Origin of the sequence: Streptomyces sp. 1331.2 (assembly GCF_900199205.1) — a bacterium.
Lineage (GTDB): Bacteria > Actinomycetota > Actinomycetes > Streptomycetales > Streptomycetaceae > Kitasatospora.
The window spans coordinates 54,532-69,504 of the sequence record NZ_OBMJ01000002.1 but is presented as its reverse complement, the minus strand read 5'-3'; the positions used below and the strand labels follow the sequence as shown (position 1 = coordinate 69,504).

Here is a 14,973-nt window from a genome sequence, read left to right as displayed (position 1 = left end):
ATGCCCGGATGCACAGCAGGCGTCTCAGCTCTCGGCGGGGCGGCCGGCCGGTCTGCTTGTCGGGAATCGGATCGCCACCAACGGGGTTGGTGGGGGCTGAGCCGTTTATCGGAGGGGTCATGCGAGCGATTCAGGTGTACGAAGTGGGCGGTCCCGAGGTGCTGCAGGAGGCCGAGGTGGACCAGCCGCGGCCGGGTCCGGGCGAGGCGGTCGTGGAGGTCGCCGCATCCGGGGTCAACTTCCTCGACGTCTACCACCGCGAAGGCCGGTACAGCCTCCCGCTGCCCTTCACCCCGGGCGCTGAGGGCGCCGGCACGGTCGTCGAAGTCGGACCCGGCGTCACTGACGTCGCAGTCGGGGACCGGGTCGGTTGGGTGGAGATTCCCGGCACGTATGCCGAGCGGGCCGTCGTGGACTCCTCCCGGCTGGTGCCGCTGCCCGACGACATCGGCTTCGAGACAGCCGCCGCCGTGCTCCTCCAAGGCATGACCGCGCACTATCTCGTCAAGGACGCCTACCCGGTTCAGGGAGGCGACACGGTGCTCGTGCATGCGGCTGCTGGTGGCATGGGGCTGCTTTTGACCCAGCTCATCACCCACCTCGGCGGCAGGGCGATCGGCACGACGTCCACCCCGGCGAAGGCCGAGCTGGCGAAGCGTGCCGGGGCCGCCGAGGTGATCCTTTCCTCCGCAGTCGACGATCTCGCAGCCGAGGTGAGGCGGCTCAACGGCGGGCAGGGACTGCCGGTTGTCTTCGACGGCGTCGGCGCGCACACCTTCGATGCGAGCCTCGCCAGCCTGCGAACCCGCGGCCATCTCGTGCTCTTCGGCGCGGCAAGTGGTGCCGTGCCGCCGTTCGATCCGATTCGGCTCGCCCACGGCGGTTCGCTGACCCTGATCCGGCCCAGCCTCGGGGACTTCATCGCCGATCGGTCCGAACTGCTCCGACGGGCCGCCGATGTGTTCGAGTGGGTGCGCTCCAAGGCGCTTGAGGTCACCGTAACGGGCCGCTACGCATTGTCCGAGGCCGCCCAGGCCCACAGCGATCTGGAGGCTCGGCGTACCACCGGCAAGCTGCTCGTCGTACCCGATGCGGCCGCTATCGGACGCCGCGAGGAGACGCAGAGCTGATCGCGGGTGACGAGGTCGGGGATCTTGGAGACCGAGATGTCGAGGGCATGGCCGACCGTCATCGCCAGGATCCCCGACTGTGAGGATGGGGCGGCACCGCTCGAAGCCCAGCGGAGGACCTTCCTGCCGGTGTAGCCCGAAGCACGGCGGTTCCTGGAGGATGGCGGTCAGGACGGTCGGCACGGCCCGGCGGGGGAGTGGGGAACGGGGATGACGGTGGCGGGGATGCCGTTGGAGGCGCTGGACGCGGTGGCGTGGGACACGCTCACGACCGCGCATCCGGTTCACCCGACCGGGGACATCCCGCGCACCCTGCGCCGGATCACCCTGGCGGGTGCGGAGGCGACGGCGGAGGACTGCTACCCGCTCTACGCCCTCGCCACGCCGGACGGCGGCCCGACGCCGTCGGCAGCGGCGGCCGCCCTTCCGTTCGTCATCGCCCTCGCCGCCGACCCGGCCATGGGTGCTCGCCTCGAACTCGTCGAACTCCTGACGGCCATCCAGGCGCCGGCCCTGTCGGAGGAGGACTGGAGCGGAGCGCGGGCGCTGCTCGCGGACCCGGACCCGGCGGTGCGGCGGGCCGCGCTCCCGCTCGCGCAGCCCCTCGCGGACGGGATCGCGGGCCTGCTGCAGCGATGGCGGGCGGAGACGGACCCGACGGTGCGGCCCGCGCTGCTGCTCGCCCTCGGCGAGGCGGCGGCCGCGGCGTCCGGCCGGGAGGACGACGCCACCGCCGTACGCGCCGTACTCGCCGAGGTACTGGACGGCGATGACCCGGTGCTGTGGGTCGCGGCCGTCCACGCCTCGGCGGCACTCGACCGGGACCTCCCGGTCCGCCGGCTGGACCGGCTGATCGAGGTGTTCGCCGACCCCGCCGTACGGCCGCGGTTCGAAGCGGTTTGGTACACCCCGGCCGTCGACGGCCCGTGGACCCGCGAGGACGTGGTCCGCTCCACCGGGTGGCTCCTCGCGCACGATCACGACGCCGAACTCCGCTTCGCCGTAAGGCTGATCGAGACGGCCGAGGCGATCGAGGCGGCCGAGGCGGCCGGGCGCACCGGCGACCCCGCGCTGTGCCAGGAGGCGCTGGACCTGGGGTGGCGCCTGCTCACCGCGCGGCGCTCGGCCGACGTGGAAGGCACCCTGCTCCCGCTCGCCGGCGGGCTGCTGACCGACCCGGACGCCGGCGTGCGGCTGCGCGCCGCGAACATCCTCGCGGTGCTCGGCCCGGCGGCAGCCCCGTACGCCGACCGACTCGCCGACCTGCTGGACGACGAAGGCACCGACGCGTACCTCGACGGAACGGTCGGTGCGATCGCCCGCTGGGCACTGACCCGGATCGGCGACCCGCGCGCCCTGCCGGGCCTGGTCGAGCAGCTGCGCGCGCAGGAGGAGGAGCAGGGCCGCGGCTACAGCGTCGGCGACCCGAGGCGGCCGGAGGTCAAGGAGGTGCTGATCCCCCTGCGGGCGCACGCCGACGCCCTGCTGCCCGCCGTACGGGAGGCGATCCGGCAGGGCGGGCCCCAGGGCAGTGTCACCCGCACCTTCCTCGAAGTGCTGCAGGCCTGGGGCGAGGACGCGTTGCCGGCCCTGCCCGAACTCCTGCCGCTGCTCGCCGACCCGTGGACCTCGCTCCACGCGCTCGACGTGCTGCAGGCGATGGGCCCCGCCGCTGCCGGTGCGGCCGAACCGGCCCTGCGCACCTGCCGGGTACCGGAGGGCCACCAGTACGCGCTCGACGCGACCGCCGTGCGCCTCGGTGCGGACCGCGCGACGGCCCTGCGGTTCTTCGGCGACGCCGTCCTCGCGGCGGAGGCACCCGGGTACGGGCCGATCGGTGCCCTGGCCGACTTCGGCCTGGACGCGGCGCCCTACGCGGACCGGGTGCGTTCCGCGATGGAGAGCAGCACCCACTGGCCCCGGCTCACGGCCGCGATCACGCTGTGGGCGATCACGGGCCGCGCCGAACCGAGCATGCGGGTGCTGGAGGAGTTCATCCTTCCGATCGCCGACGACGGCGACCGCTTCGACTTCTTCCGCGAAGCGCTGCACGCCGTCGTACGGATGGGCGAGTTCGGTCCGGCGATCCGGGCCGCGCTGCTGACGATCCGACAGTCCGACCGCCGCCTGTCCGCGGACGGCGGCTACCCGATGGTCCTCCACGACCAGGAGCTGCGGGCGCTGGTCGACCAGGCGCTCGCCGCCGAGGCGCCCACCGGGGAGGGGTGAGCGCCCGGAGGCTCGCCGGCGGCACACCCCCCCGCCGGTTCAGTCATGGAGGGAGGCGAGCCAGGCGGTCAGCAGGCGGTTGACCTCCTCGGGACGCTCCTGCTGGATCCAGTGCCCGCAGCCGTCCAGGATGTGGCTGGCGGCCAGGGCGGGGAGGGTTGCCGGGTAGGCGTCGATCGCGTCGGCCATCCAGGTCGTGGAAGCGTCCAGGGCGCCGCCGATGAACAGGGAGGGCTGCGTGATCGGGGCACCGTCGTACCGGGCGAGGTCCTCCCAGTCGCGGTCCATGTTGCGGTAGCGGTTGAGGGCCCCGGTCATGCCGGTGCGCTCGAACTCCCCGGCGTACACGTCGAGGTCGTCCTCGGTCAGCCAGGCGGGCAGCTTGCCGTCGGGGAAGCGGTCGCGCAGCCGGCCGCCGGTGCGGGCCACGAAGTGCGGGTCGGGCTCGCCCTGGGCGGGCATGGTGTCGGCGGACATGGCCGCGTAGAAGCCCGCGAGCCAGCCCCGGAGGTCGGGCTCCATCTCTGCTTCGGCCCGGCCGGGCTCCTGGAAGTACGAGACGTAGAACTCCTGGTCGCCGCCCATCTGCGCGAAGACGTCGCTGGGGCGGGGGCCGCCGGGCGGCGCGTAGGGGACGCTCAGCAGTCCGACGGCGCGGAAGACCTCGGGGTTGAGCAGGGCGGAGGCCGCCGCGATGCCGGAGCCCCAGTCGTGTCCGACGACCACCGCCTGCTCCTCGCCCAGGGCGCGCACCAGGGCGACGTTGTCCTCCACCAGGTCGAGCATCCGGTAGGCCTCCGTCGCGGCCGGCTTGGAGGAGCGGCCGTAACCGCGCACATCGAGCGCCACGGCCCGGTACCCCGCCGCCGCGAGGGCGGGGAGTTGGCGGCGCCAGGAGTACCAGGACTCGGGGAAGCCGTGGACGAGCAGGACGAGCGGTCCGGTGCCCTGCTCGACCAGGTGCAGGCGCCCGGCGGGTGCCTCGATGGTGCGGTGGCGCAGGTCGGCGGACGGCGCGGGCTGGTGCATCGCTGCTCCTCGGTTCACGGGCGGTCGTGGTTACCCGCCGATCATGCGGCGCGGCGGCCGCGCGACGCGAACACCGTTGCCATTCTGGCAAACTCGCAGGACAGGGCGGTGCCAGGGCGGTGGACGCAGCCCGGCCGGAGGGAGCGGGGCGACGGTGACAGAGACGGTGAGGGTGACGGACGACGGCATGGCCGCCACGCTGGCGGCCATGGGCCCCCGGCTGCGGACGGCGCGCGAGCAGCACGGCGCCACACTCACCGGCGTCAGCCGCGCGACCGGCATCTCGCCGAGCACGCTGTCGCGGATCGAGACCGGCCGGCGCAAGCCGACCCTGGAGGTGCTGCTGCAGCTCGCGAAGGCGTACGGCGTCTCCCTGGACGAGCTGGCCGGCACCGCACCCGCCGCGCGGGCCGGCATCGCGCCGGCCGGCATCGCGCCCGCCGCGAAGGCCGGACCGCGCACCTCGGTGTCGCAGCGTTCCGGCAGCGACAAGGCGGTGCTGCCGTTGACCCGGTACGTCGGGGGCCTGCACGCCCACAAGCACGTCCTGCCCGCCGTCGACGCGCCGCCGGCACGCCCGCGGCAGGTCTCCCATGACGGCTACGAATGGCTGTGTGTCCTGTACGGGCGGCTGTGGCTGGCGCTCGGCGAGCAGGACCTCGTGCTGAGCGCCGGGGACGTGGCCGAGTTCGACACCCGCACCGCCCACGGAGTCGCGAACGCCGGACCCGGCGGACCGGTCGAATACCTGGTCCTGTTCGGGCCGCAGGGGGAGCGCCTACGACGGCGCACCCCGGCCCCTGACCGCAGGGCCCGGTAGCGCGGAGCGCGGCGTCCGGGCCCCGGCGACGGTCCTTCTCGTCCACCGCACCGGCGCTGGATGGTGCTCGGGTCCGGTCAGCCCAGCGATGCGCTCGCCGCACGCAGTTCGTCCAGCGCTGCCAGGGTGTACCCGGCGAGCCCGTCCTCGGCGTCACGGTCGTCGCCGGCGCCACGCTCGTTCTCGGCGTCACGGTCAGCCTCGGTGCCTCGGTCGGCCTCGGCCCATTCGGCGTACCCCCGTTTGAAAGCGAGGACGCCCAGCTCGCCCGCGAGGGCCGCCGTCGGATCGGGTACGCCGCGGGCGACCAGAGCGGTCGTCATCGCGGCCGCGAGACTGACGGTCTTGAGGGCGTCACGCTCCTGGAGCTCGGCGCTGGCGGCGACGGCCGCCTTCAGGCGGGGGGCGAGTTCGCGGCTCCCGGGGCCCATCGCGGCCGACGCGCGCGCGAGACCGGCAGCGACTGCCTCCAGCGGGCTGGCGTCACCGGGCGCGTCGGCGATCCCCTCGGTCAGCAGCCGGCTCAGCGTCTCCTGCCCGGCGACCAGCAGCTCGCGCTTGTCGGGGAAGTGCCGGAAGAAGGTGCTCTTGGTGACCCCGGCACGCTCGGCGATCTGCGCGACGGTCGTGGCGTCGTACCCCTGCTCCGTGAACAGGTCGACCGCAGCCACGACGAGGCGTTCGCGCGCCCCTGGTTCCCATCTACCCATGGGTTCAGCATATGTGATGGGACTCTTGTCCCATCACCCTGCTAGAGTGATGGGACAAGAGTCCCATCACTTCTGGGAGGGTTCCCATGCGCGTCTTCGTCACCGGCGGCACCGGTCTGATCGGTTCCGCCGTCGCCGCCGAACTCCTCGGCAAGGGCCACACCGTCCTCGCGCTGGCCCGCTCCGACGCCTCCGCACAGGCCGCCGAGGCAGCCGGCGCCGAGCCGCTGCGGGGAGGCCTGGCCGACCTGGACGTCCTGCGCTCCGGCGCCGCCCGGGCCGACGGGGTGATCCACCTGGCCTTCGGCAACGACTTCAGCAGCCCCGAGGCCCTCGCCCGGAACGTTGCCGAGGAGACCGCGGCCCTCACCGCCCTCGGCGAGGAGCTCGTCGGCAGCGACCGTCCCCTGGTCACCGTCTCGGGTACGCCCTGGGTGCCGGGCCGTGCCTCCACCGAGGCCGACCCGGTGCCGACCGACGGGCCGGTCGGCGGCCGCGGTCGCACGGTCACGGCGATCCTCGGCCTGGCCTCGCGCGGGGTCCGGAGCACGTCCGTACGCCTGCCGCGCACGGTTCACCAGCAGGGCACGGGCGGGTTCGCCGGTCTGCTGACCGACATCGCACGCCGGAGCGGGGTCTCCGGCTACCCCGGCGACGGCACTCAGCGCTGGCCCGCCGTCCACGCGCTCGACGCGGCCGTCCTCTTCCGGCTCGCCCTGGAGCAGGCGGAGGCCGGTACCGTCTGGCACGCCGTGGCCGACGAGGGGGACCGGGTACGGGACATCGCGGCCGTCATCGGCCGACGGCTGGGCCTGCCGGTCGCGTCGGTGCCGGAGGAGACCTACGGCCCGCTCGGCCCGATCTTCAGGGCCGACCAGCCTTCGTCCAGCACCCGCACCCGGCAGGCGCTCGGCTGGGAGCCGAAGCACCCCGGCCTCCTGGAGGACCTGGAGAACATCCGGCCCTGATCGGCGACGACCGGCAGTTCACGTCCACGACAAGCAGGAGGTTCCATCCATGGTGGCAGTCGTCTTCGGCGCCCGCGGCAACGTCGGTCGTCATGTGGCCGATGGCCTGCTGGCCGCCGGTGAGCAGGTCAGAGCAGTCAACAGGCCGTCGGCCAGGACCCCCGCCAGGACTCCGGCCGCGGGCCTGGCGCCCGGGTGCGAGGCAGTCGTCGCCGACCTGGCGCGTCCCGAGACGCTGCCCGCAGCGCTCGACGGTGCCGACAAGGTGTTCCTGTACGGGATGCTCGACCCCCAGAAGCCCTACGACATCGAGAAGGTCACTGCGGCGGCCGCAACTGCGGGGATCCGGCAGGTGGTTCTGCTCTCCTCGGTGTCGGTCGTCCTGGACCCCGACGCCGACCACCCGGTCACCCGCCTGAACCGCACGATCGAGCAGGCCGTCCAACGGTCCGGCATGGACTGGACGTTCCTCAGGCCGGGGACGTTCGCGGCCAACACCCGCACCTGGTGGGCCGAATCGATCCGCACGGACAACGTCGTCCGGCTTCCCCGTCCGCTCGCACAGTCGGCACCGGTGCACGAGAAGGACATCGCGGCACTGGCGGTGACCGCCATGACCGAACCGGGCCACTCGCACCAGGCCTACACCATCCACGGGGCCGAGTCCCTGACGCTGCAACGCCAGGTCGAGCACATCGGCGAGGCCATCGGTCGTCGGATCCGGGTCGCACACATATCCGACGAGCAAGCTCGTGCGGAAATCGCCAGAACGATGCACCCGGTCGTGGCCGAGGCGATCGTGAGCCAGTGGGCCGCCGCCGACGGCGTCGTGGCCATGACCTCCGTCATCGCCGAAAAGATCACCGGCGCTCCGGCGCACACCTACGCCCAGTGGGCCGTCGACCACGCCGACGACTTCCGCTGAGATCAGTCCTGGTCGTCCGGTCCGTCCGGTCCGTCCGGTCCGTCCAGGCTGTCCAGCTCGTCCAGCTCGGACAGGGCGTCGGCGATCAGGCGGGTGGCGAAGCTGTTGTCGTTCTTGCCGGAAATCCGATTGACGTGCTCCGCGACCATGACGGCCAGCGCCTCCAACGGATTCAGCTCCTCCTTGGTCCACGGCCCGTACTGCGCGCGCCACAGCGACGGGCTGAGGCCGGTGCCCGCGGCGAACAGCAGGCCGGCCATGATGGGGACGACCTCGGGACGGAAGGTCCTGGGCATCATCCGCATCGTGGCCACCAGGTCGGGCACCACGTACTCGACCACGTCCTCCTCGTGGCGCTCCAGCGACCTGCGCAGCCAGTTCATGTACAGGTAGACGAGCGTGCAGGTGCCGTCGACCAGGTCCTTGAACCCGCCGGCACCCAGGGACGCGGCGAACTGCTCGACCATCTGCTCGTGTTCGGGCCCCAACCCGCTCCTGCCGTCGTAGATGGCCTTGAGCTTGGAGTCGACCACCATGAGCGCGGCGCTCACGTCGCCGGCGGGAGCGAATGCGGGGTCGCAGGGCGATGACACGGGGGACTCCTCTTCCTGCCTTCTCCTACGGCAATGACTGCGCGACGACCACTACGGCGCGTAGCGCGACACGTCCGCAGAGTAGTGCGTCGATCACCCCTTGGTCAGACGAATCCCGAGGAACGTCCGCCCACCCGGCGGGAGATAGGGTCCGAGGCATGGATGAAGACGCCGCCCTCTGGTACCGGATAGCCGATCTCCTGCCGGAGCCCGCCTCGAAGGAGGTGAAGGAATGCTGGGACATCGGGGAACAGGAGTGCGGACTCGGCCTCCTGGTGGAGGGCCTGCTCGCCCGCCAGATCCCGATCAGCGGCACGGACCGGGCACGGATCTCCGTCCTCGCCGAGCAGTGGGGCGAACGCGAGACGCTCACGCCCGGCCTCCTGCGCTGCCCGGGCGACGGCGCGCCCGCCCCGGTCCGGCTGCTCGACGGCGAGGGCGGTGACGACCTCGACGTGGTGACCGGCCGCAGCGAGCCGGAACTCACCGACCTGGTGCTCGTCCCGTGGATCGGCTGCACCCGCTGCGGCCACGTCCTGCTGCGCGCCCACACCTGGGAACCCTGGGACGACCTCTCCTACCTCGCCGAGCACTACGTGATCACCACCGCGGACCACACCACGGCCCTGCGCATCCTCCCCGGCGACTCCGCCGCCGAGGCCTTCGCCGACCTCCTCCACGGCTGCCCGCAACCGTAAGGGTCAGAGGGATGACCTCTCCGGCGGGTGGGGGAGGACAAGGGGCACCTGTGTCAGCGGCCGGTCCCGAGCCCCCGCTCGCCACCACCTGATGGGAAATCATCCGGGGCCGGTTCCCCTTGCGCTCTGCCAGCGGAGCTCGTGTCACCGTGACTCCGAGCGGGCTGCGCCAGCTCCGTGGGGTGGGATCCACCTGAGCAAGGTGCACACGGCCGCGAAACGAGGAGGGCCTTCAAGCAGGGGAGGGTCGGCTGACCCCCGCGGGTGCGGAGAGGAGCCGCCTTGATCCACCGCGAACGATTCGAGTAGCGGCTGACCCCCGCGGGTGCGGGGAGGAGTCACCAGGCAGCAGATCATCAGACCGGATCGTCGGCTGACCCCCGCGGGTGCGGGGAGGAGTGACGGACCATCCCACGCCCGGGCACCCAGAACGGCTGACCCCCGCGGGTGCGGGGAGGAGATCGATCACTACGCCGGTGCTGGACGCGAATCCGGCTGACCCCCGCGGGTGCGGGGAGGAGGGAAACGTCGGCCGAAGCGGCCGGTTCGGCGACGGCTGACCCCCGCGGGTGCGGGGAGGAGGCTTCGTGACCTGGGGCGATGCAGCGGTTTTGCTACTTCTTTGCATGGCTTGGTGGGCTGCTGTCCGAAGGTCCTGATGTTGCGGGCGCTGTTGAGGTGTCAAAGGTCTTGAAAAGCATCCCATGTGCGTGCGATGCGCGGGGTGGTCGCGAACATTGTGGTGCGTAGAACTCGGGGGCGCTTCCGGGCTCGTAGCGGTTCCTACTGGCTCGGGGTGAAGCTCGGGCTCAAGAATGTGAACGAGCAGCGCATCATCAGCGGGGACTCCGTCTCGCCCGTCTTCACCGTCACCGTGCGCTGACCGGCGGCAGGGCCGCCGTCCCGCCCTGGGGCGGAGGGGAGGGGCCGGCCGGTCGCCCCCTCCCTTCCCGAGGTCCGAGCGGCGAGCGGCGAGCGGTCAAGAATTCGGTGTCGCCGATCAGTTCGGGACTGATAGCGTCCCGGACGTGGCAAAGCTGAACCAGATCATCGCCGTTGAAAAGGGCGTCAAGTCCAAGTCCTTCCAGGAGCTGACGCAGGCCCACCAGGACTTGCAGAAGCCCGCGCTGCTGGCCGGGATCTCCCGCACCTACCAGCCCAAGGACGAGGAGGGTGAGCAGCTGCCGCCGGAGTCGACCCGGGTGCAGCTGAAGGCCGAGGACATCCTGCGGTCCACCGCGAGCACCCTCACCCGGCTCTTCGACGTGACGGCCACCAAGGACTGGGCCAACATCGGCGCCAGCGCCGACGTGGTGGTGGACGGCCAGGTGCTCCTCGCGCAGGTGCCGGTGCCGTACCTGCTGTTCCTGGAGAAGCAGCTCACCGACCTCTCCACCTTCGTGAAGAAGCTCCCGGTGCTGGACGCCTCCGAGTCGTGGAACCTCGACCCGTCCACCGATTCCTGGAAGACCGAGCCGGTGCGCACCATCCGGACCAAGAAGGTGCCGCGCAACCACGTCAAGGCCGAGGCCACCGAGAAGCACCCGGCCCAGGTCGAGGTGTACTACGAGGACGTCGCGGTCGGCTACTGGACCACGGTCAAGTTCTCCGGCGCCCTGCCGGCCCGGCGGGTGAACGAGCTCGCCGAGCGGGTGGAGAAGCTGCAGCAGGCGGTCAAGTTCGCCCGCGAGGAGGCCAACTCGGTCGAGGTCACCGACCGGCGAGTGGGTGACGCCGTCTTCGGCTACCTGTTCCGGTAGCCCCATGATCGCCCGCCCGGGGAGCCGGGCGGGTGCACCGGGCGCGTCAACGCCCTGGTCCCGGGAAGCCGGGCGGGGGTGCGTTGCGCGGCGCGGTGCGAAAAGCTGACACTGATGTTGAAGCTGACCAGGGGTCGCAGTGGAGGTTCGAATCCTCCCCCCGGCACAACCGGCCGGGGTAGCCCAAGCCAGGCAGAGGCGGGCCCCGTGAATCTCAGACTCTCGCTCCAGTCTCAGCATTCGCCGCCGAACACCGGATCGACCGGGTGTGGACGAATATCGACGAATGCAGGTTCAAGTCCTGTCTGTGCCGCTCCGTGGCACGGTAGTTCAAAGGCAGAACGCGTCGATTTCAATCTGATCCGCGACCCTTAAACGTGCCGGTGTGCGCAATTGGGCGGCAAACAGGGGCCCGGGAGCAGGCTACGCTCCCGGGTCCTCTAGCTTTTCCGACCGGCCGACGGCCGGGTCTCAGCCGACGGTGAGGGTGGTCGGTCCGCTCGCTCCGGTGACGCCGGTGGTGCTGCACTCCAGGACGCCCGGCTGCGGGAGGGTGATGACTTCGACCGCCTTGGCCCCCTGGAGGTAGCCCTCCACGACGGTGCCGGTGATGGTGGTGATCACCTGTCCGGCCACCGCGTTGCTGCTGCCGGTGGCCTCGATGACGCTGGTGGTGCCGTTCTGCCAGCGGAAGGTCCGCCTCGTGGTGAACCCCTCCAGGAGGTCGTCGCAGCTGGCCCCCGCGATGGTGAACCGCTCGGCGTACGATCCGCTGGTCACCTGGGCCCCGCTGTCGGCGCAGGAGCTGAAGCTGCCGTTGGTGGTGACGGTGACGGGCTTCCGCTGGAAGGTCAGCGCCGGGTCGTAGCCGACGGTCTCGACTCCCTGGCACTGCAGCAGATGAGCGGATTCCGTACGGGTGGATTCCGTACGGGCGGAGCCGGCGGCCGGACCGGCGGTGCCGAGCGCGGCGACGGCGGCCAGGGCCGCCGCCAGGGTGGCGGGTCGCAACCGGGTTCGGCCGAACGCCGTGAGCGGTTTCAAGGGGTCTCCTCCACGAGTGATGGCGGACGAACTGTGGCTGTGCGTATTGTGGTGGTCACTCTCCGATATCCGCAACAGCTCACGTTCTGGAGTGTGATGAACGCACTGAACCGCGGCGAGCTGGTGGTACCGGGTGCCACGCTGTACTTCGAGGTGCGCGGGTCCGGCGAGCCCTTGCTGCTCATCCCGGGCAGTGCCTCCGACGCGGTCGTCTTCGAGCCCCTGGCCGAGGTCCTCGCCGCAGACCACCGCGTCATCTGCTACGACCCGCGCGGCATCTCGCGTAGCCCGTTGGACGGACCCCCGGTGGACCAGCGAGTCGAGGTGCACACCGAGGACGCCCGCCGCCTGCTGGACCGGCTCACCGAGCCGGACGAGCCGGTGAGGGTGTTCGGAAGCTGCGGGGGCGGTCTGGTCGCGATGGAACTGGCAGTGCGCCACCCGGAACTGATCCGTACGGCCGTGGCGCACGAGCCTCCTGCCACGGGCCTGTTGCCGGAGGCCGAGCAGTACCGGGCGTTCTTCGACCGGGTCCACGAGGTGTTCCGGCGTGACGGCGTCGCGTCGGCGCTCCGGGCGCTGCAACCGCTCTTCGGCGGCCGGCCCGCCCCGCCGCTGCCCGAGTTCCGGGACAACTTCCCCTACTTCCTGGCCCACTTGATGCTCCCCTTCACCCGCTTCCTCCCCGACCTTGACGCGCTTGCCACGGTGGCGGACCGGATCGTGGTGGCCGGCGGGCGCGATTCACGCGGCTATCCGGTACACCGCCCGGCGGTGGTCCTCGCGGCGTGGCTCGGCCGCCGACCGGTGGAGTTCCCCGGCGGCCACGTCGGCTACGCGAAGGATCCGGACGCCTTCGCGGCGCGTCTGGTCGAGGTGTTCGCCGCCGCTCCCGAGCCGAGGGCGCTCCCGAACCGCGGGTGCTGCTCGCGGGCCGACGGCGCCCGGGCCGAGGGCGCGCCCGAGCCGACAGAGCTGAGGAGTTGACGCGGTGCGCATCCTGATGGGCGCCCAGAACTGCGGCTTCGGCCCGGCCGCCGAGCTCGTGGCAGTCTCCCGGCTGCTCCCCGGTCACCAGCGGGTCTTCGTGGGCGACGGCGTGGCGGCGATCTTCGCGCGCCGCCACCCGGACGCCTTCGACGAGATCCATGAGGATCCCGCGGCGATCGACCGACTGCTGGCGGGCTGCGACCAGGTGGTCTCGGTGATGGACGCCGACCTGGTGCTGCGGGCCGTGGTGGCGGGACGGCGAGTGACCATGGTGGACAGCCTGTTCGGCTTCTGGCAGCTCACCCGCCCGCTGCCCCGGATCCGCGACCTCTGCGCCGACCTGCCCCGCACCTCCTTCGCCGCCGCCACCCACCACCTGGGCGGACTCACGCCGCACGAGCGCGTCATTGCGGCCCACCTGCTCGCGACGCACTGTCTGGTGCAGAGCTTCCCCGGCGTGGCCGAGCGGATGGCCGCGTTCACCGCGCTCGGCGACGCCGGCCCGAAGCTGCACCTGACCGGCTCGCTGGTCGACCTCGAAGGCCTTCGGAAGGCCCCGCGCGACGCCGAGCCCGACTGCGATCTGCTGATCAACATCGGCGGGTTCCAGAACTTCCTGCTGGACTTCGAGACCAACAACGACTACCTGCACCTGCTCCGCCGCTGGTTGCCGGACCTGCTGCGCGACTGGCCGCGGTTCCCGCGCGTCCTGCTCTGTGGCGGCCCCTTCGCCGGGCACCGTGAGCGCACCGTCACCGCCGCCGGACGACAGGTCGTCTGCCGGTTCCTACCCCAGCGCGAACTGCTGCGGAAGGTGGCGGCCACCCCGCACTACCTGCTCACCCCGGGTCTGACCGCGCTCCACGAGTCGCTGGCCCTCGGACGGATGCCGCTCGCCCTCCACGAGCAGCACTACGCCCACCTGTTCACCGTGCGTCAGCTCGACGGCACCCTCTTCGGCCGGACGGCAGGGCGGTTCGCCGACGTCCTGCCGGACCACCCGGTGCCCGAGGACGACTTCGCGGGGACGCAGGCCCTGATGGAGATCGCCGGGCGGATCCGCGAGGACGACGCCCTGTACGCGAGGTTCCGGCGGAGCATCAACGGGCGGATCGAGCAGTACGTGTCGCTCACCCCGGCACAACACCGGGGCGGGGTCGGGGAGTTGCGGACCTTGTTGGACGGCGATCCGCTCCCCGAGGTGCTGGCCAGAACCATCCCGCGTTCCCACGGGAGGCACCTTCCGTGAGTTCCGCCTACTTCGCGCTCCGCGAGCGGCTGCTCGGGCCGTTGGGAGATCAGCTGCTCACCACCGACCAGCTGTGCGAGGCCGGTCGGGTCATCTGCGGTCGCCCCGAGGGCCTGTCGCTCTACGGCGTCCCCGCCCCCGAGCTGACCGCCCGGGGGCTTCGCGTGTTGGGACGGACTGCGGTCGAGTGCAGCAAGGACCCGCACCCCTCGGTCGTCGCCGAGCTGATTGCCGAGCTGACGGCCGGGCTGACGGCTGAGCCGACGGCCGAGCTGACGGCGGAGCCGGCTGCTGAGTTCCGGCGCCCGTTGGGCCGGCGCCCGATGGTGGTCGACCTGTTCTGCGGGTCGGGGAACCTCGGTCACCACCTCGGCCGGCGCCTGGGCCACCCCGTGTACGCCGCCGAACTCGACCCGCTGGTGTACGCCACCGCCAGCCACAACCTCGACCGCGTCGGCTCGTCCGTCGTCCTCCGCCTTGCCGACTACCGTGAGGTGCTCGCCGCGCTCCCTGCCCGCAGCGAGTGCGACACCTACGTCGTCGAGCCGCCATGGGGCGCGGCCTTCACCCCGGACGGTCTGGATCTGACCCGGACCGAGCCACCGGTCCCGCAGATCCTCGACGACGTCCGCCGATCCCGCGACGGCCTGCCCTGTCTGGTCGTGATCAAGACCAATGACCGGATCGTCAACGGTTCGCTGGACGGCTCGTTCGAGGGCGGCGTCCACCTGCGGTCCTTCGTTCCGGAGCCGGTGCTGCCGACGGGCCTCAATGCGGAGTTCCACATCTACCGTCTCGGTGAGCGGCCGCCGGGTCCGTCACGGTGAC

The 14,973-nt window shown here is 71.8% G+C and carries 14 protein-coding genes and 1 CRISPR repeat array; of the genes, 10 read left to right on the top strand and 4 right to left on the bottom strand.

The features are described from left to right. Positions 1 to 119: 119 nt before the first annotated feature. On the top strand, positions 120 to 1,130 hold the full coding sequence (locus CRP52_RS33380) for a quinone oxidoreductase family protein (RefSeq protein ID WP_097240589.1): 1,011 nt from the start codon (positions 120 to 122) through the stop codon (positions 1,128 to 1,130). 210 nt (positions 1,131 to 1,340) lie between these two features. After that, positions 1,341 to 3,359: a HEAT repeat domain-containing protein gene (locus CRP52_RS33375; RefSeq protein ID WP_097240588.1), complete on the top strand. Its 2,019-nt coding sequence runs from the start codon at positions 1,341 to 1,343 to the stop codon at positions 3,357 to 3,359. 39 nt (positions 3,360 to 3,398) lie between these two features. Here the strand turns inward: CRP52_RS33375 and CRP52_RS33370 are convergent, their stop codons facing one another. Then, positions 3,399 to 4,388: an alpha/beta fold hydrolase gene (locus CRP52_RS33370; RefSeq protein ID WP_097240587.1), complete on the bottom strand. Its 990-nt coding sequence runs from the start codon at positions 4,386 to 4,388 to the stop codon at positions 3,399 to 3,401. A gap of 187 nt (positions 4,389 to 4,575) precedes the next feature. Here CRP52_RS33370 and CRP52_RS33365 point away from each other — a divergent pair, with 187 nt between their 5' ends. Beyond that, on the top strand, positions 4,576 to 5,208 hold the full coding sequence (locus tag CRP52_RS33365; RefSeq protein WP_097240869.1) for a helix-turn-helix domain-containing protein: 633 nt from the start codon (positions 4,576 to 4,578) through the stop codon (positions 5,206 to 5,208). 77 nt (positions 5,209 to 5,285) lie between these two features. On the opposite strand, the gene CRP52_RS33360 is transcribed toward CRP52_RS33365, so the two are convergent. Beyond that, positions 5,286 to 5,918 carry a TetR/AcrR family transcriptional regulator gene (locus CRP52_RS33360; protein ID WP_097240586.1) on the bottom strand — a complete coding sequence of 211 codons (633 nt, stop codon included), beginning with the start codon at positions 5,916 to 5,918 and terminating at the stop codon, positions 5,286 to 5,288. Between the two features lie 86 nt (positions 5,919 to 6,004). Here CRP52_RS33360 and CRP52_RS33355 point away from each other — a divergent pair, with 86 nt between their 5' ends. Together CRP52_RS33355 and CRP52_RS33350 are read left to right on the top strand one after the other, a co-directional pair. Further along, positions 6,005 to 6,886: an SDR family oxidoreductase gene (locus tag CRP52_RS33355; protein ID WP_097240585.1), complete on the top strand. Its 882-nt coding sequence runs from the start codon at positions 6,005 to 6,007 to the stop codon at positions 6,884 to 6,886. Positions 6,887 to 6,935: 49 nt separating this feature from the next. Next, positions 6,936 to 7,811 (top strand): SDR family oxidoreductase, encoded by an 876-nt coding sequence (locus CRP52_RS33350; protein WP_097240584.1) that lies wholly within the window; start codon positions 6,936 to 6,938, stop codon positions 7,809 to 7,811. A gap of 2 nt (positions 7,812 to 7,813) precedes the next feature. Here the strand turns inward: CRP52_RS33350 and CRP52_RS33345 are convergent, their stop codons facing one another. Continuing rightward, positions 7,814 to 8,404 carry a hypothetical protein gene (locus CRP52_RS33345; protein ID WP_097240583.1) on the bottom strand — a complete coding sequence of 197 codons (591 nt, stop codon included), beginning with the start codon at positions 8,402 to 8,404 and terminating at the stop codon, positions 7,814 to 7,816. 158 nt (positions 8,405 to 8,562) lie between these two features. Here CRP52_RS33345 and CRP52_RS33340 point away from each other — a divergent pair, with 158 nt between their 5' ends. Both CRP52_RS33340 and CRP52_RS33335 read left to right on the top strand, forming a co-directional pair. Beyond that, positions 8,563 to 9,102, top strand: a complete 540-nt coding sequence (locus tag CRP52_RS33340; protein WP_097240582.1) for a hypothetical protein — start codon at positions 8,563 to 8,565, stop codon at positions 9,100 to 9,102. 248 nt (positions 9,103 to 9,350) lie between these two features. Further along, positions 9,351 to 9,684: direct repeats of the CRISPR family, unit length 29 nt; unit sequence CGGCTGACCCCCGCGGGTGCGGGGAGGAG. A 446-nt stretch (positions 9,685 to 10,130) separates the two neighbouring features. Then, positions 10,131 to 10,862, top strand: a complete 732-nt coding sequence (locus CRP52_RS33335; RefSeq protein WP_097240581.1) for a DUF7873 family protein — start codon at positions 10,131 to 10,133, stop codon at positions 10,860 to 10,862. 471 nt (positions 10,863 to 11,333) lie between these two features. On the opposite strand, the gene CRP52_RS33330 is transcribed toward CRP52_RS33335, so the two are convergent. Further along, positions 11,334 to 11,906, bottom strand: coding sequence for a hypothetical protein (locus tag CRP52_RS33330; RefSeq protein ID WP_097240580.1), 573 nt, complete (start codon positions 11,904 to 11,906; stop codon positions 11,334 to 11,336). A gap of 96 nt (positions 11,907 to 12,002) precedes the next feature. On the opposite strand from CRP52_RS33330, the gene CRP52_RS33325 reads away from it, so the two are divergent. Genes CRP52_RS33325 through CRP52_RS33315 form a run of 3 tightly spaced genes read left to right on the top strand, consistent with a single transcriptional unit; the run spans position 12,003 to position 14,972 of the window. Continuing rightward, complete coding sequence (locus tag CRP52_RS33325; RefSeq protein ID WP_097240579.1) at positions 12,003 to 12,893, top strand: alpha/beta fold hydrolase; 891 nt, start codon at positions 12,003 to 12,005, stop codon at positions 12,891 to 12,893. A 4-nt stretch (positions 12,894 to 12,897) separates the two neighbouring features. Beyond that, positions 12,898 to 14,145, top strand: coding sequence for a hypothetical protein (locus CRP52_RS33320; protein WP_097240578.1), 1,248 nt, complete (start codon positions 12,898 to 12,900; stop codon positions 14,143 to 14,145). Next, the gene (locus CRP52_RS33315; RefSeq protein ID WP_097240577.1) at positions 14,142 to 14,972 is read left to right on the top strand and encodes a hypothetical protein; all 831 of its coding nucleotides are present in this window, start codon (positions 14,142 to 14,144) and stop codon (positions 14,970 to 14,972) included. The genes CRP52_RS33320 and CRP52_RS33315 overlap by 4 nt, the downstream gene beginning before the upstream one ends. The last annotated feature ends 1 nt before the right edge of the window (position 14,973 follow it).

What these genes read in the sequence shown, in the direction of transcription:
- CRP52_RS33380 (WP_097240589.1), top strand. Translation starts at nt 120, where the DNA reads ATGCGAGCGATTCAGGTGTACGAAGTGGGCGGTCCCGAGGTGCTGCAG.
- CRP52_RS33375 (WP_097240588.1), top strand. Translation starts at nt 1,341, where the DNA reads ATGACGGTGGCGGGGATGCCGTTGGAGGCGCTGGACGCGGTGGCGTGG.
- CRP52_RS33370 (WP_097240587.1), bottom strand. Translation starts at nt 4,388, where the DNA reads ATGCACCAGCCCGCGCCGTCCGCCGACCTGCGCCACCGCACCATCGAG.
- CRP52_RS33365 (WP_097240869.1), top strand. Translation starts at nt 4,576, where the DNA reads ATGGCCGCCACGCTGGCGGCCATGGGCCCCCGGCTGCGGACGGCGCGC.
- CRP52_RS33360 (WP_097240586.1), bottom strand. Translation starts at nt 5,918, where the DNA reads ATGGGTAGATGGGAACCAGGGGCGCGCGAACGCCTCGTCGTGGCTGCG.
- CRP52_RS33355 (WP_097240585.1), top strand. Translation starts at nt 6,005, where the DNA reads ATGCGCGTCTTCGTCACCGGCGGCACCGGTCTGATCGGTTCCGCCGTC.
- CRP52_RS33350 (WP_097240584.1), top strand. Translation starts at nt 6,936, where the DNA reads ATGGTGGCAGTCGTCTTCGGCGCCCGCGGCAACGTCGGTCGTCATGTG.
- CRP52_RS33340 (WP_097240582.1), top strand. Translation starts at nt 8,563, where the DNA reads ATGGATGAAGACGCCGCCCTCTGGTACCGGATAGCCGATCTCCTGCCG.
- CRP52_RS33325 (WP_097240579.1), top strand. Translation starts at nt 12,003, where the DNA reads ATGAACGCACTGAACCGCGGCGAGCTGGTGGTACCGGGTGCCACGCTG.